This window comes from Massilia cavernae (assembly GCF_003590855.1).
GTDB classification, from domain to species: domain Bacteria; phylum Pseudomonadota; class Gammaproteobacteria; order Burkholderiales; family Burkholderiaceae_D; genus Telluria_A; species Telluria_A cavernae.
This window is the reverse complement of sequence record NZ_QYUP01000074.1, coordinates 1-13,638: the sequence shown is the minus strand read 5'-3', so window position 1 is coordinate 13,638 and position 13,638 is coordinate 1. Positions and strand designations below refer to the sequence as shown.

General features: G+C 63.6%; 15 protein-coding genes. 6 read left to right on the top strand and 9 right to left on the bottom strand.

The annotated features are described in order from the left end of the window. Window position 1: 1 nt before the first annotated feature. The 3 genes from modB to D3872_RS25610 all read right to left on the bottom strand — a co-directional run bounded on the left by modB (window position 2) and on the right by D3872_RS25610 (window position 1,701). Window positions 2-673: a molybdate ABC transporter permease subunit gene (modB, locus tag D3872_RS07550; RefSeq protein ID WP_119810202.1), complete on the bottom strand. Its 672-nt coding sequence runs from the start codon at window positions 671-673 to the stop codon at window positions 2-4. Between the two features lie 19 nt (window positions 674-692). Continuing rightward, entirely contained in the window at window positions 693-1,451 is a 759-nt protein-coding gene (gene modA, locus D3872_RS07545) for a molybdate ABC transporter substrate-binding protein (protein WP_119810201.1), read from the bottom strand. Between the two features lie 88 nt (window positions 1,452-1,539). Beyond that, window positions 1,540-1,701, bottom strand: a complete 162-nt coding sequence (locus D3872_RS25610; RefSeq protein ID WP_182915719.1) for a hypothetical protein — start codon at window positions 1,699-1,701, stop codon at window positions 1,540-1,542. A gap of 161 nt (window positions 1,702-1,862) precedes the next feature. Here D3872_RS25610 and D3872_RS27615 point away from each other — a divergent pair, with 161 nt between their 5' ends. Continuing rightward, window positions 1,863-2,480 (top strand): putative quinol monooxygenase, encoded by a 618-nt coding sequence (locus D3872_RS27615; RefSeq protein ID WP_119810200.1) that lies wholly within the window; start codon window positions 1,863-1,865, stop codon window positions 2,478-2,480. Window positions 2,481-2,580: 100 nt separating this feature from the next. Then, on the top strand, window positions 2,581-2,970 hold the full coding sequence (locus D3872_RS07535; protein ID WP_119810199.1) for a hypothetical protein: 390 nt from the start codon (window positions 2,581-2,583) through the stop codon (window positions 2,968-2,970). A 12-nt stretch (window positions 2,971-2,982) separates the two neighbouring features. On the opposite strand, the gene D3872_RS07530 is transcribed toward D3872_RS07535, so the two are convergent. Then, on the bottom strand, window positions 2,983-4,308 hold the full coding sequence (locus tag D3872_RS07530; RefSeq protein WP_229459215.1) for a serine hydrolase domain-containing protein: 1,326 nt from the start codon (window positions 4,306-4,308) through the stop codon (window positions 2,983-2,985). 154 nt (window positions 4,309-4,462) lie between these two features. On the opposite strand from D3872_RS07530, the gene D3872_RS07525 reads away from it, so the two are divergent. After that, complete coding sequence (locus tag D3872_RS07525) at window positions 4,463-5,752, top strand: hemolysin family protein (protein ID WP_119810198.1); 1,290 nt, start codon at window positions 4,463-4,465, stop codon at window positions 5,750-5,752. 4 nt (window positions 5,753-5,756) lie between these two features. Then, window positions 5,757-6,158 (top strand): PPC domain-containing DNA-binding protein, encoded by a 402-nt coding sequence (locus tag D3872_RS07520; protein WP_119810197.1) that lies wholly within the window; start codon window positions 5,757-5,759, stop codon window positions 6,156-6,158. Between the two features lie 52 nt (window positions 6,159-6,210). Here D3872_RS07520 and paoC read toward each other — a convergent pair whose 3' ends face one another. From paoC to paoA, 3 genes are read right to left on the bottom strand one after another with little or no spacing between them, the layout of a single operon-like run. Next, entirely contained in the window at window positions 6,211-8,412 is a 2,202-nt protein-coding gene (paoC, locus tag D3872_RS07515) for an aldehyde oxidoreductase molybdenum-binding subunit PaoC (RefSeq protein ID WP_119810196.1), read from the bottom strand. A 3-nt stretch (window positions 8,413-8,415) separates the two neighbouring features. Further along, window positions 8,416-9,369, bottom strand: a complete 954-nt coding sequence (locus D3872_RS07510; RefSeq protein WP_119810195.1) for an FAD binding domain-containing protein — start codon at window positions 9,367-9,369, stop codon at window positions 8,416-8,418. Continuing rightward, on the bottom strand, window positions 9,366-10,013 hold the full coding sequence (paoA, locus tag D3872_RS07505) for an aldehyde dehydrogenase iron-sulfur subunit PaoA (RefSeq protein WP_119810194.1): 648 nt from the start codon (window positions 10,011-10,013) through the stop codon (window positions 9,366-9,368). Before paoA ends, D3872_RS07510 begins: the two co-directional genes overlap by 4 nt. Before the next feature lie 306 nt (window positions 10,014-10,319). Between paoA and D3872_RS25230 the strand changes: the two genes are divergently transcribed. Both D3872_RS25230 and D3872_RS07500 read left to right on the top strand, forming a co-directional pair. Continuing rightward, on the top strand, window positions 10,320-10,682 hold the full coding sequence (locus D3872_RS25230) for a hypothetical protein (protein ID WP_147373828.1): 363 nt from the start codon (window positions 10,320-10,322) through the stop codon (window positions 10,680-10,682). An 84-nt stretch (window positions 10,683-10,766) separates the two neighbouring features. Further along, window positions 10,767-11,768 (top strand): IS4 family transposase, encoded by a 1,002-nt coding sequence (locus D3872_RS07500; RefSeq protein ID WP_119810193.1) that lies wholly within the window; start codon window positions 10,767-10,769, stop codon window positions 11,766-11,768. Between the two features lie 263 nt (window positions 11,769-12,031). Here D3872_RS07500 and D3872_RS07490 read toward each other — a convergent pair whose 3' ends face one another. Then, window positions 12,032-12,445, bottom strand: coding sequence for a PRC-barrel domain-containing protein (locus D3872_RS07490; RefSeq protein ID WP_119810191.1), 414 nt, complete (start codon window positions 12,443-12,445; stop codon window positions 12,032-12,034). 88 nt (window positions 12,446-12,533) lie between these two features. After that, window positions 12,534-13,592, bottom strand: a complete 1,059-nt coding sequence (locus tag D3872_RS07485; protein WP_119810190.1) for a M48 family metallopeptidase — start codon at window positions 13,590-13,592, stop codon at window positions 12,534-12,536. Window positions 13,593-13,638: the final 46 nt, after the last annotated feature.

Here is a 13,638-nt window from a genome sequence, read left to right as displayed (position 1 = left end):
GCTAGCGGCTAGCGACTGGGCCGGGCGCCAGGCGGCCGGCCGTCAACAGCACGGCGATGCACACGGCGGATGTGACCAGGACCAGGATATTGGCCACATCGTCCTGCCCTGCCTGGACCGCCTCGTACACGGCAATCGACAGGGTTTGCGTCCGCCCCGGAATGCTGCCCGCCACCATCAGCGTGGCGCCGAATTCGCCGAGCGCGCGCGCAAACGCCAGCAACATGCCGGCCAGGATGCCGCGCCATGCCAGCGGCAGCGTCACCCGGAAGAAAATGGCGACCCCGGACACGCCCAGCACGCGCGCGGCATCCTCCAGCCGGCTATCGACGGCCTCGAAGGCGGCTCGCGCAGGCTTGAACACCAGCGGGAAGGCGACGATCGACGCGGCCAGCACCGCTCCCTGCCAGGTGAAGATCAGGTTGATACCAAAGGTGTCCTGAAGCCATGCGCCCAGCGGCCCCTTGCGTCCCACCAGCACCAGCAGGTAGTAGCCAAGGACCGTCGGCGGCATCACCATCGGCAGGGTCAGTATCGTGTCGAGCAGGTCGCGGCCGGGGAAGCGCTTGCGCGCCAGCAGGTAGCCGACCGCGACACCCAGCACCAGGTTGATGGCCGTGGCCCAGCCGGCTACTTTGAGCGACAGCGCCAGCGCGGTCCAGGTCGGGTGCATGTTGAAGGAGGCTCCCGCGTCAGGGTTTCAGGAAACCGTACTTGCCCAGGATGGCCTGTGCTGCCGGTCCAGAGACATAGGCGACGAAGCGCGCAGCCTCGGCGCTGTTGGCGCTGGCCGAGGTCTTCGCAATCGGATAGCTGATCGGCACGTCCAGCGGGACCTCGAACGCCACCTTCACCTTGTCCTTCATCAGCGCGGCGTCGGTCGCATAGACGAAGCCGGCATCGGCTTCGCCGCGCGCCACATAGTCGAGCGCCTGGCGCACGTTCTGGGTGTTGATCAGGCGCGACTCAAGCGGCGCCCACAGTTTGGCCGCGTCGAGCGCATGTTTCGTGTAGCGGCCGACAGGCACGCTGGCGGGGTTGCCGATGGCGATGCGCTGCATGCCGGGCTGGCGCAAGTCGTCGAGACGCTTCACGGCTGCGGCACTGTCGGCAGGGGTGATCAGCACCAGCGTATTGCGCACGAAGTCCTTGCGGTCGGCAGGCGCCACCAAACCTTCCTTGACCGCGCGATCCATCGTTTCCTGGTCGGCCGACGCGAAGACATCCACCGGCGCGCCCTTGGAGATCTGCTGCAGCAAGGCGCCCGACGCACCAAAGTTCAGCAACACCTTCGACCCGGCGTACTGGCTTTCGTAGCTGCGCGCGATTTCCTTGAAAGCGTCTGTGAGGCTGGCCGCGGCCGACACGGTCACTTCAGCTGCATTTACAAACCCGGTTGCTGCGAAGCCCAGCACTACGGCGAGGAGCCGTTTGGCGATGAAATTTCTCACGCTACATTCCCACAAAGTTCGTTGATGATGGGAGTGTACACTATCGCTATATACCTTTATATATTGCGCCAGGTCGAGTCCCGGCGCATCAGTAACACGGGCTCACCAAGCCAGCCAGCTCGTTGTCCACTTCAGCCATGGCCATGTAGTCGGCCGGCGACGACGGCACGAAGTCGATCTCTGCATAGCGTTCGTTGGCCCACGCCAGTTCCTCGCCGGGGAGAGTCCTCACGGTGATCGTCATCTCCATACAGCCCCTTTTCGAATAGATCACCAGTCTAAACCGTTACGGCAAGCATCAAGTGTCGCGCAGCGCGCACGAACCTGCAAAAGCGGGTAGCATCGAATCGGACACCGGCATTGGCCGATTCCTCCCCCAAACGAAGCTACTTTCAAGAACGGAGGCATCACATGGTCACCCAAGGATTACTCGCCCGGCTGGAAGCAAAGCCGGGCAAGGACGACGAGGTCGAAGAGTTCCTCAAGTCCGTACTTCCGCTCGCGCGCGACGAGTCTGGAACGACGGCATGGTTTGCCGTCCGCTTCGGGCGCAACGAGTATGGCATTCTCGATTTCTTCCCCGACGAAGCCACGCGCGAGGCGCACCTGAATGGTACAGTCGCTGCGGCAATTCTCGCCCAGGTTAACGTGTTGTTCACCGCGCCGCCAAAGATCCAGAAGCTGGCTGTGCTGGCCGACAAGCTGCCGCTCATCGCCACGTACGAATATTCCACGAAAGGGCTGCTGCTGACGTTCAAGGCGAAGTCGGGCCATGAGCAGAAGGTGGAGCAGTTCCTGCGCGATGCGCAGCGCTACGTTGACGATGAACCGTTGACGACTTCATGGTTCGCACTCCGGATCGATGAAACCCACTACGGCATCTTCGATACCTTCGGGGGAACGGCCGGTCGTTTCGACCACCTTACCGGGCGCGTCCCGCGCGACCTGGCCCTGCACGCGCTGACGCTGCTCGGGGGTGCGCCGCACATCGACCTGCTTGACGTGCTGGCCGAAAAAGTGATTTCGTAGGCAGGCAAGGGCCAGCCGGCGTGCCTCACTGGTCGAGCATGTGGAATAATCCGGGCACCGGGGCGCTGTTGCGCGCCCTTGAACCTGGAGAAAGCCACCCATGAGTTACGACCTGATGGTCTTTGATCCCGCGGCCGCGCCCGCGAAGCGCGGCGACTTCCTCGACTGGTACGAGCAGCAGACGGAGTGGGCGGACGACCAGGACTACGACAATCCTGCTGTCTGCACGCCACCGCTGCAGGCGTTCCATGCGGATATCGCTGCCGAATTCCCCCCTGCCGAGGATGAAGATACCGGCACCGACTACACGATCGACCGTTCCCTGATCTACATGTCCTTCCTCGACTGGGACAAGATCGACGACGCGCATGGCGCCGTTTCCCGCCTGGCCGCCAAGCACGCGCTGGGCTTTTTCGATGTCAGCTCCGACCTTGCCGAGGTATGGCTGCCGGACAAAAAAGGCGGCCTTCGCATCGCGCACTCCGATTAGTGCGACGCAGAGTCAGGGCGCCTCGATCGCGCCCCGGTACAGCGCATCGGTAATGCGCTCCTGGAACCGGGCCTCGGACGAAAACTGGCCCGGCTGCAAATCCGGGTTGGCGCCCGCTCCGCTCGCCACGTAAATCATGCCATCCCTGGTCTTTGGGTCGAACACGAACAAGGCGTTCAGTCCCCATGACCATCCAAGGTGGCCGACTCCCCTGAAGCCGCCGCCCTCGACCAGCCGGTCGCCGCTGGCGCGGCCGTTCCTGACGGTGCTGGCATCGGTGAAGTGCTGGTTGCCCAGGCCCCAGGCGTGATACAGGCCGTGGAAGCTGTCGCTGTCGCCGTTGCCGCTCTTGCCGTCGCCGCTCAAGGTCCACTGCCGGGCCAGCATCGCAGCGACGGTTTCCGGCTTGAGGATCTGCCTGTTACCATGGCGTCCGTCGTTCATGAGCATCAGCATGATCTTCGCCAGCTCGTTGGCGGAAATGCGCAAGCTGCCCTGCGGCCCGAAGATGGTGCCGTTGGTGCCCACGGCATAGGTCCCCAGTCCGGCCGGTGCAACGGGCGCCTGTACGCCGAAATCGTCCGACTGCGCGACCCACGGCCCGTTCGGGTTCCAGACCTCGTCGCCGTCCTTTTCGCGCTTGCGGTACAGGGTGGCGACATCGTCGATGTCGGCCGGCGCAAAGTCGGCCAGGTAGAAGCCGGCCTTCAGTTCCATCGGGTCGAAAATCAGTTCCCGCATCAGGCGGTCGAAGCGCTTGCCGCCCGCGCGCTCCATGATGGTGGCGATGATGCCCGAATTGAAGTTGACGTACTCGAAGTATTTTCCAGGCGCCGCAGTCCTCGACCACGCGCCGCCCTTTCCGTAAAAACGGCCGCCAGGCAGCAGGACTTCCCTGAGGTCGACGTTCGGATCCCACTTGAAGCCGCCCTCGTCGCGCAGCGAGGATGTATGCGCCAGCAGCATGCGCAGCGTAATCGGATGCTCCGGGAAATGCGGATTGCGCAAGCGGTAGCCCAGGTAGTCGCCGACATCGGCGTCGAGCGACAGGCGGCCCTGTTCCACCATCTTCATCGTGCCGAGCGTCGTCGCCAGCTTCGAGATCGACGCGATGCGGTACATCGTGTTGGCGTCGGCAGGCTGGGCCTTTGAATCCGCAGTGGCCAGGCGCTTGCTGCCCAGCTGCCGGCTGTAGACAATCTCGCCCCCGCGTACCGCCACCACCGACAGGCTGGGCAGCGGCATCGCTGGATCGTCGGCGATGGCCTGCAATTGCAGCGTCAGGGCAGCAACTTGCTTGTCGGGCAGTATGGCGGCGTTGGCTGAAGCAGAGATCATGGACATGGCCAGTATCGCGAGCAAGGGTTTGGTGGGAATCATCAGGTTCGCACGAATTACGTTAATGAATATCCCCGATACTATATTGTGGGGCAGTCGACTGTACAATCTTCGTCCAACCACAACACCGCGGCGCCATTAGGCGCCCACCATCATGGAAATCGCTATACTCTTCGGACTCATCCTTCTCAACGGCGCGTTCGCGATGTCCGAAATCGCCCTCGTCACTGCGCGAAAGGCACGCCTGACCAGGCTGGCCGATGCCGGCGACAGGGGCGCAAGCGCCGCCCTGGAACTCGGCGACGATCCCAACAAATTCATGTCGACCGTACAGATCGGGATCACCTCGATTGGCGTACTGAACGGCATCGTCGGTGAAGCGACGCTGGCCAGGCCGTTCGCGCTGTGGCTGCAGTCGCTCGGCATGCCGGCAGGGCCATCCGAATACGCCGCGACCGGCCTGGTGGTCGTGACCATCACCTATTTTTCGATCGTCATCGGCGAACTGGTGCCCAAGCGCCTTGCGCAGATCAACCCGGAACCGCTGGCGCGCATGGTCTCGCGCCCGATGATGGTGCTGGCCATGATCGCCAAGCCCTTCGTCATCCTGCTGTCCCAGTCCACCCAGCTTGCCCTGCGCCTGCTCGGCGTCAAGGAATCCGGCTCGCGCGCGATGACGGAGGAAGAACTGCACCTGATGCTGGAAGAAGGATCGGATACCGGCATCATCGAGCAGCATGAACACCAGATGGTGCGCAATGTGTTCCGGCTGGACGAGCGCGCGATCTCCTCCTTCATGGTGCCGCGCGGCGAGGTGGTGTGTTTCGACGCCAACCACGATATGGAAACGAACATGCAGCGCTTCCACGCAAACCCGCACTCGCGCTTCCCGGTGCTGCGCGGCGGCTGGAACGAGGTGCTCGGCGTGGCCAGCGCACGGCAAATGCTGGCGCGCTGCCTGCGTGGCGAAGCGCCCGACCTGGTGGACGGCCTGCAGGCGCCGATCTTCGTGCCGGAGTCGCTGACGGGGATGGAGCTGCTGGATCAATTCAAGGACTCGGGCGCGCAGCTGGTTTTCATTGTCGATGAATACGGCGAGGTGCAGGGCATCGTCACCCTGCAGGATGTGATGGAATCGATCACCGGCGAATTCAAACCGCTGCGCGCGGAGGATTCGTGGGCCGTGCAGCGCGAGGACGGTTCCTGGCTGCTCGATGGCCTGATCCCGGTTCCGGAACTGAAGGACTGCCTGGACATCGACGCGGTGCCGGAAGAAAAACGTGGCCGCTACCACACCTTGAGCGGCATGCTGATGCTGCTGTTGGGGGACCTCCCGCGGACGGGCGACCATTGCAACTGGAGCGGCTGGCGCTTCGAGATCGTCGACCTCGACGGCCTGCGCATCGACAAGGTGCTGGCCTCGCGCCTTACCGGATCGGACTGAAAACATGCAGATCCTTCCAGTACGCCTGTCGCCGCTGTCCGACCTGCGCGCCGCTCTCGAAGCGGTATTGCAGGAGCACGCCGTCGGCGCTGGCTTTGTCATGCAGGCCATCGGAAGCCTGAGCGTGGTGCAGCTGCGCATGGCGGGCATGCCGCAGCCGCTCGAGTTGCGCGAAGACCTCGAAATCCTGACGCTGGCCGGTTCGCTATCGCCCGATGGCGCCCACTTGCACATCTCGGTCGCCGATGCGCAAGGGCGCGTCATGGGCGGCCATCTCTGCCCCGGCAGCATCGTGCGCACGACCGCCGAGGTGCTGGTGGCTCTGCTGCCCGACCATCACTTCAGCCGCGAGGACGATGCGGAAACAGGCTTCAAGGAACTCGCTGTTCGCACTGTGCGTCGCTGACTTGGCGGGATGCGCGCTACGCGCTTTCCCACCCTACTCCCATGCGCCTCTCTCAGGTGTAGACCGGCATCTTCGCCAGAAGCTTGTCGAGGGTGACCGGATAGTCGCGCACGCGCACGCCCGTGGCGTTGTAGACCGCGTTGGCGATCGCCGCACCGACGCCGCAGATGCCAAGCTCGCCGACGCCCTTCGCTTTCATCGGCGACGACATCGGATCGGTTTCATCAAGGAAGATGACGTCCTGGTGCGGAATGTCGGCGTGGACCGGCACTTCGTAGCTGGCCAGGTCGTGGTTGACGAAAAAACCGGTGCGCTTGTCGACCACCAGGTCCTCCATCAGCGCGGCGCCGACGCCCATTGTCATCGCGCCGATCACCTGGCTGCGCGCCGATTTCGGATTCAGTATCCGGCCCGCCGCGCACACGGCCAGCATGCGCCGCACCCGCGTTTCGCCCGTAGCAGCGTGCACGCCCACCTCGACAAAGTGCGCGCCGAAGGTCGATTGCTGGAAGGTCTTGTCTAGCTTGCCGAATTCAATCAGGTCTTCGGCCACCAACTCGCCCGCTTCGGCCACCTGGCGCAAGGGCAGCGTACGATCGCCGGAGCGCACCATGCCGTCGGCAAACGTCGCGTCGGCGGCGTTGAAGCCCGCCTTGCGCGCCACCGCCTCGCGCAGCTTGACGCAGGCGGCGTACACGCCCGAGGTCGAACTGTTGGCGCCCCACTGGCCGCCCGACCCGGCCGACACCGGGAAGTCGGAGTCGCCCAGGCGCACCACCACCTTGTCCAGCGGTACGCCCATCATTTCGGCCGCGGTCTGGGCGATGACGGTGTAGCTGCCAGTGCCGATGTCGGTCATGTCGGTTTCGACGGTGACCACGCCGTTGCGGTCAAGCCTGACGCGCGCCGCCGATTTCATGTCGAGGTTGTTGCGGAACGCCGCAGCCACGCCCATGCCCACCAGCCACTGGCCGTCGCGCGATTTTCCAGGCTCGGGGTTGCGCGCGTTCCAGCCGAATTTGTCCGCACCGGTGCGCAGGCACTCGATCAGCCGGCGCTGCGAAAAACGGCGGTCAGGTTTTTCAGGATCGACCTTGGTGTCGTTGAGGATGCGGAAGGTCACCGGATCGATCTTCAGCTTTTCGGCCATCTCGTCCATCGCAACTTCCAGCGCCATCATACCCGGCGCTTCGCCGGGAGCGCGCATCGCGTTCCCTTCCGGGAGGTCGAGCACAGCGAGGCGCATCGCCGTCATGCGGTTGGGAGCGGCGTACAGCAAGCGGGTCTGCAGTACCGCCACTTCCGGACTCCCGCCTGGCAGGTCGCCGGACCACGATTCATGGCCCATCGCCGTGATCTTGCCGTCGCGCGTGGCGCCGATGCGAATGCGCTGGATGGTCGCCGGACGGTGCGTGGTGTTGTTGAACATAAGCGGGCGCGGCAACGCCACCTTGACCGGCCGTTTGGCCGCGCGGGCGCCCAGCGCGGCGAGCACGGCTTCGGCACGGATGAACAGCTTGCCGCCGAAGCCGCCGCCGATGTAGGGCGATACCAGGCGCACGTTTTCCTTGGGGATGCCCAGCGTCTTTGCCATGTCGTCACGGCTCCAGTCGATCATCTGGTTCGCGGTCCAGATGGTCAGCTTGTCGCCTTCCCATGCGGCGATCGAGGCGTGCGGCTCCATCATGGCGTGCGACTGGTCGGGCGTGGTGTAGGTCTGGTCCAGCCGCACCGGCGCTGCGGCGAAGGCGCCGGCAAAATTGCCTGCCTTCGAGTCCGGATTGTCTTCCTTCTTCGGCATCCTGGCCGACAGCTTTGCCTTGGCGAGGTCGTAGGCCCCGTTGCCCGCCGCGTACCCGACCTTCACCAGGCTGGCGGCGGCGCGCGCCTGCTCGAACGTGTCGGCGACCACAAGCGCCACCGCCTGGTGGTAATGCTGGATTTCCGGGCCGCCAAGCAGCTTGGCGGTGTTGAATTTACCCTTGCCGAGCTTGCCCGCCGTCTCCGCCGTGACGACCGTGATGACGCCAGGCGCGCGCCGGGCTTCGTTCACGTCCATCGAGGTGATGCGCCCCTTGCCGATGGCGGCGCCGACGATGTAGCCGTACGCTGCGTTCGGCGCGGCCTGGTGCTGTTCGTGCGCATACGGTGCGGTGCCGCTGGCCTTCATCGGACCATCGATGCGGTCGACCGGATGGCCGACCACTTTCAGCTGGTCGATAGGATTGGTGGTTGCTGGTGTGGTGAATTTCATAGTTCAGCCTTTCTTCGCTTCAGCCAGCACTGAGGCGAGCGTGCGCTGGACGAGGGGAATCTTGAATTCGTTGTCGTGGGTCGGTTTGGCGCCGGCCAGCAGCACGTCGGCCACCGCGCTGGCGCCACGCCCCATGTGCTGCTCCGCCGCCTCCACCCGCCACGGCTTGTGCGCGACGCCGCCCAGCGCCACTCGCCCGCCGCCTCCCGGCTGGATGACCGCGGCCACCGACACAAGTGCGAATGCGTAGGACGCGCGGTCGCGCACCTTGCGGTAGACGTGCGTGCCGCCGACAGGACGCGGCAGCTTGACGCCGGTGATCAACTCGCCCGGCGCCAGCACGTGCTCGATGTGCGGCGTGCTGCCCGGCAGCCGGTGGAAATCGGCAATCGGGACGACGCGCATCGATCCATCCGGCTTGACGGTCTCGACTTCGGCATCGAGCACCCGCATGGCCACCGCCATGTCGCTGGGATGGGTGGCGATGCAGGCATCGCTGGCGCCCAGGACGGCATGCTGGCGGCTGAACCCGCCGATGGCCGAGCAGCCGCTTCCCGGCACGCGCTTGTTGCAGGGCTGGTTGGTGTCGTAGAAGTAGGCGCAGCGGGTACGCTGCAGCAGGTTGCCCGCGGTGGTGGCCCTGTTGCGCAGCTGCGCCGAGGCGCCGGCCAGCAAGGCGCGCGACAGCACGCCGTAGTCGCGGCGCACGCACGCATCGGCCGCAAGATCGGTGTTGAGCACCAGCGCGCCAATGCGCAGGCCGCCATCCGGCGTGGGCTCGATCTTGTCGAGCGCCAGCCCGTTGACGTCGACCAGGTGGGTGGGGGTTTCGATCTCCAGCTTCATCAAGTCGAGCAGGTTGGTGCCGCCCGCGATGAAGCGTGCGCCGGGTGTGCGCGCTGCCGCGGCTGCGGCCTCGGCGGCCGTCTGGGCGCGCTGGTAGGTAAAGACCTTCATGCTGGCCTCCCGCCGGCTTCGGTAATCGCATCCACGATGTTGGAGTACGCGCCGCAGCGGCAGATATTGCCGCTCATGCGCTCGCGGATTTCCTCGGCGCTGAACATCGGGCGCACGTTGAGGTCGGCGGTGACGTGGCTCGGGATGCCCTGCTCCAGCTCCTGCAGCACCGCCACGGCGGAACAAATCTGCCCCGGCGTGCAGTAGCCGCACTGGTAGCCGTCATGCTTGACGAAGGCGGCCTGCATCGGATGCAGCTTGCCGGGGCTGCCGAGGCCTTCGATGGTGGTGACGTCCGAACCTTCGTGCATTACCGCGAGGCTCAGGCACGAGTTGATGCGCCTTCCGTCCGCGATGACGGTGCAGGCGCCGCACTGGCCATGGTCGCAGCCCTTCTTGGTGCCGGTCAGGTGCAGGTGCTCGCGCAAGGCGTCGAGCAGCGTGGTGCGGATATCCAGGTTGAGCTCGTGGACGGCGCCGTTAACGCGGATCGATACCCTGGACTCCACCGGCTGCGAGTTTGGCGCCGCCGGCGCTGCGTCCTGCGCACCGGCTACGGTCGGCAGCGCCGCCTCGGACACGGATACGGCGCCTGCGATCAACAGGCCGCGTCTCGAAATTTTCAAATCGCTGAAGTCGTCCATCATGTTCGCATCCTCGTGACTGGTGTGGGGGTGCCTCCGCGACGGGCTCCGGCGGCTGACTCATTCTAGGTAAGTTGTCAAAAACGAGTAGTCCGATTGACAGCCCTGCCGTCATGCTCTCCGCACATGAATTGGCAGAACGGGGCACGCGCAGAAGGTTAAAAACATTGCCGAGAAATTTGACATTGATCAATGCAAAGGCTTGCGCAGCCGCGGAAAGCAGCGTCTTTTCAAGCGCTTACGATTTCCCCCCGCGCTGGCCCGTAACTTGCATTGGAGTAGTGAACCGAATTATTTGGAGCCGACATGAAAGCAAGCACCCGCATCAGCCCGATCCTCGCCCTGTGTCTTTCGCTGTGCGGCAGTGGCGTTAATGCCACGCCGCTGGTCGTGGACTTCAACGGCCTGGCCCCGGCCGCGATTCCGATGAACGGCAATTTCGTCTCGCAGGGCATTGCGTTTTCACCGAACTGCCACCAGCACATTGCGACCACGCAGTCGGCTCCCTCGCCCTCGATCGGGGAAGTGCCGGCATGGGGCGGCCAGTGGCTGGGATTCGACCCGTCGGGTTGTCAGATCGGGGACAGACCACCATCTAGGTCGAGATCGAGGTCTGTCCCTGAGCCTTCCCCTCAAAAATTGCTTGTAAACAGGCTGGATGCCTGTTAACTTCTAATCCCAAAAACGGCGCATGCATGGCTGTGTTAACCCTTTCGTTTGTAGCGACCAAACTGCGAACGAAAGGAACAGACTATGCATGCAGGACGAATCATACAAGATTTGTTAGCCGATCAATGCCCATCGATACACGCCAAACGCCGGCATTGCCTTGCCTTGATGATTGAGGCGGCGCGGAGTGGCGGGCTTGGTTTGCTGAAGATGAGTAAGTCTGTGCAAGGCTCGAGCTCATTGCGTCATCGCATCAAGCGCTGTGATCGGCTGTTGAGCAATCCCCATCTGGCGACCGAACGCGTGGAGATATTTCGCGCAGTCGCGCAGCGCGTCTTGCAAGGCCAATCGAAGATCAGCATTATCGTGGACTGGTCCGATTTGTTAGCCGACATCAGCCAACACGTGCTGCGTGCGGCTGTCGTTGTGAAGGGCCGCGCTATCGTCATCTATGAAGAGATACACCCCACCGCGCAGTATGGTGCGGCTTCGGTGCACCGCGAGTTCATGAAGACGCTACGCTCGGTGCTGCCAGCCCATTGTCAGCCCTTGATCATCACCGATGCCGGCTTTCGCGCCGCGTGGTTCAAGATGCTCGATCAACTCGGGTTTGCCTGGATAGGACGCATCCGAAACCGCGACATGGTGACCCCCAGTGGCAAAAGTGACTGGCGCGGTTGCAAAGAGCATTTCGCGGACACGAAGGGACGTGCACGCGACCTGGGGAGCTTCAATTACGTCCGTTCGAACCCTGTGCCATGCCGTTTGGTGATGATCAAGAGAGTACCCAAAGGGCGCACATGCAAGACTGTGTTCGGGAAAAAATCGCAGAGCCACCATAGTAAGAAGCAGAGCGCAGGGCAACGGGAGCCGTGGTTGCTGGCTGTTTCGCCACGCCTGTCGAGGCTCAGTGCCAAGGCGGTTGTTAATTTGTACCAGGGCCGCATGCAGATCGAGCAGACGTTCCGCGACCTCAAAAGCTCCCAATGGGGAATGGGGCTCAGCAGCAGCCAAAACACGCAAGCCACATCGACTCACCATCTTGTTGCTCATCGCATCGCTGCTTGGCGTTCGCGCTGTGGCTGATCGGCTTGGCCGTACGCCGCAACGGGTTCGCTGTTCACTATGGCAGTCGCAAGAAAGCGGCTGCCACCCTATCCATCCTGTCGCTAGCGCGCCACTGGCTGCAATATCACAGCTCGGCACTCTTAACGCGACGTCAAATCGCCGAAGCGTTGAACGAGCTCGGGTCCATGCTCGAGACGTACGAAATATGAGGGGAAGGCTCAGGGTCAGACCACCATTCTGGAATATTCCAGAATGGTGGTCTGACCCCGATTTTGGAACAATTACATGCGCGACGAGGTGCCCGAGGTGCCGTAGTAGCTGTGGATCTGGTTCGCCCATTGTTGCTCGGCCATGTCGGGCCAGTGGTCGGTGTCGAAGCCGGGCGCGTTCGCGATGCGGCTCTTTTCGAGGTCCATCGTGAAGCGCTTGTGCACCGTATCCAGCTTCAGCGCTTCCCATGGCACCGCAAACAGTTTCTCGCCAAGCGACAGCACGCCCCCGCTCGACATCACCGCATACGCAACCTTGCCGGTGCGCATGTCGAGCATGATTTCCTTGATCTCGCCAAGGTGCTCGTTCTTCAGGTTGTGAACGTGGTTGCCGATCAGGGTCTCGGCGCCCATCAGTTCAGGGCCAGGCCCTTTGTGGCCTTTGTCTACATACATGCCATAGGCATCGCGTTCTTCATAAGACATCTTCGACCTCCTTGGTGGAAAACGTCCAGCATGAACTTGAAGGCCGGCAAGTCTGTTAGTTGCCTCACCCACGCGCAGTGTCCAGCCTTTACTTACCCTGCAGTTCCATCGAGCGCTTGTAGATATAGTTGCTTCGCTCCCTGGTCGCCGGATGGCTGCTGAGATAGCTGCCGGCGGTCTGCAGCCAGCGCGGCGTCGAACTTTGGCCAGGGGCAGCCGCTTCCAGCGAGTCGAACAGATCCGCAAGCGCAGTCGGCGGCAGCCCGGTCTCATCCAGGCGCCGGATCGCGTAGTCGTCGGCACTGCGCTCCATGTCGCGCGAGTAATCCATGTTCAGCAGCAAGGTCGGCGCGCCGGCAACGACCGCGCTGAAATCGCCGAACAGGGCCATCGAGGCGGCCGCAGTAATCGACGAACGCGCCAGCGCGCGCATCGAGTGGCGACCTTCGACATGGCCTATCTCGTGCGCCAGAACGCCGGCCATCCTGGCCCTTGCCTCGTCGTCGAAGTCAAATTTCTTGCCGACGATATGCAGCACCATTGCGTCCGTGATGACGATGGTGCCGTTCGGCAGCGCCAGTGCGTTGGGCGGCAGCTTGCCGCCGTCCATCACCCGCAGGCGCAGCGCAATGCGCGTTTGCGCCGGCGCCACGGACGCGAACACTTCCTGGACCTGGGCCACCACCTCGTCGCTCAGCCTGGTTTGTCCAAGCAGGCTGCCGTCAAGTCCCGCGAACGCGCTGTCGCCCACGGTCTGGTCGACCGACGCCGGCAGCGATGCCACGATCCGTTCGGCCAACGCCGGAATGCCCCACTTGACGGTCGCGAAGACAGTAGCGGCCAGCAACACCAGCGCGACCAGCGCGCCGATCCACCGGTCCTGCCAGCGCACCACCCTCGACTTGCGGTAGCCGAGCGCTGCCGCAACCGAAGCCTGGGCGTCGGCGTCGGGAATTTCGCAGCGGGCACCGTCCGCGAAGTCGAGCGCCGCCGGCGCCCGTTCGAACGGCTCTGCAAAGCACACCTCGGAGTGCGGATAGGATTTGACGAGGTCGGCGCCGGCTAGTCCGATGGTGCCGTGGCCAAGTTCGACGTTGACTGGATAGAGGCGGGCGCTGCGGCCGTCGAAGTAATTTGCGGAAATCATAAAGGCCCTTACCAGGAAAGATCGACGCCGAGGAAATCGGCAATGC

Excerpts from the sequence above, each read along its gene's own strand:
- modB (WP_119810202.1), bottom strand. The coding sequence starts at position 673 with ATGCACCCGACCTGGACCGCGCTGGCGCTGTCGCTCAAAGTAGCCGGC.
- D3872_RS25610 (WP_182915719.1), bottom strand. The coding sequence starts at position 1,701 with ATGGAGATGACGATCACCGTGAGGACTCTCCCCGGCGAGGAACTGGCG.
- D3872_RS27615 (WP_119810200.1), top strand. The coding sequence starts at position 1,863 with ATGGTCACCCAAGGATTACTCGCCCGGCTGGAAGCAAAGCCGGGCAAG.
- D3872_RS07535 (WP_119810199.1), top strand. The coding sequence starts at position 2,581 with ATGAGTTACGACCTGATGGTCTTTGATCCCGCGGCCGCGCCCGCGAAG.
- D3872_RS07530 (WP_229459215.1), bottom strand. The coding sequence starts at position 4,308 with ATGATCTCTGCTTCAGCCAACGCCGCCATACTGCCCGACAAGCAAGTT.
- D3872_RS07525 (WP_119810198.1), top strand. The coding sequence starts at position 4,463 with ATGGAAATCGCTATACTCTTCGGACTCATCCTTCTCAACGGCGCGTTC.
- D3872_RS07520 (WP_119810197.1), top strand. The coding sequence starts at position 5,757 with ATGCAGATCCTTCCAGTACGCCTGTCGCCGCTGTCCGACCTGCGCGCC.
- paoC (WP_119810196.1), bottom strand. The coding sequence starts at position 8,412 with ATGAAATTCACCACACCAGCAACCACCAATCCTATCGACCAGCTGAAA.
- D3872_RS07510 (WP_119810195.1), bottom strand. The coding sequence starts at position 9,369 with ATGAAGGTCTTTACCTACCAGCGCGCCCAGACGGCCGCCGAGGCCGCA.
- paoA (WP_119810194.1), bottom strand. The coding sequence starts at position 10,013 with ATGGACGACTTCAGCGATTTGAAAATTTCGAGACGCGGCCTGTTGATC.
- D3872_RS25230 (WP_147373828.1), top strand. The coding sequence starts at position 10,320 with ATGAAAGCAAGCACCCGCATCAGCCCGATCCTCGCCCTGTGTCTTTCG.
- D3872_RS07500 (WP_119810193.1), top strand. The coding sequence starts at position 10,767 with ATGCATGCAGGACGAATCATACAAGATTTGTTAGCCGATCAATGCCCA.
- D3872_RS07490 (WP_119810191.1), bottom strand. The coding sequence starts at position 12,445 with ATGTCTTATGAAGAACGCGATGCCTATGGCATGTATGTAGACAAAGGC.
- D3872_RS07485 (WP_119810190.1), bottom strand. The coding sequence starts at position 13,592 with ATGATTTCCGCAAATTACTTCGACGGCCGCAGCGCCCGCCTCTATCCA.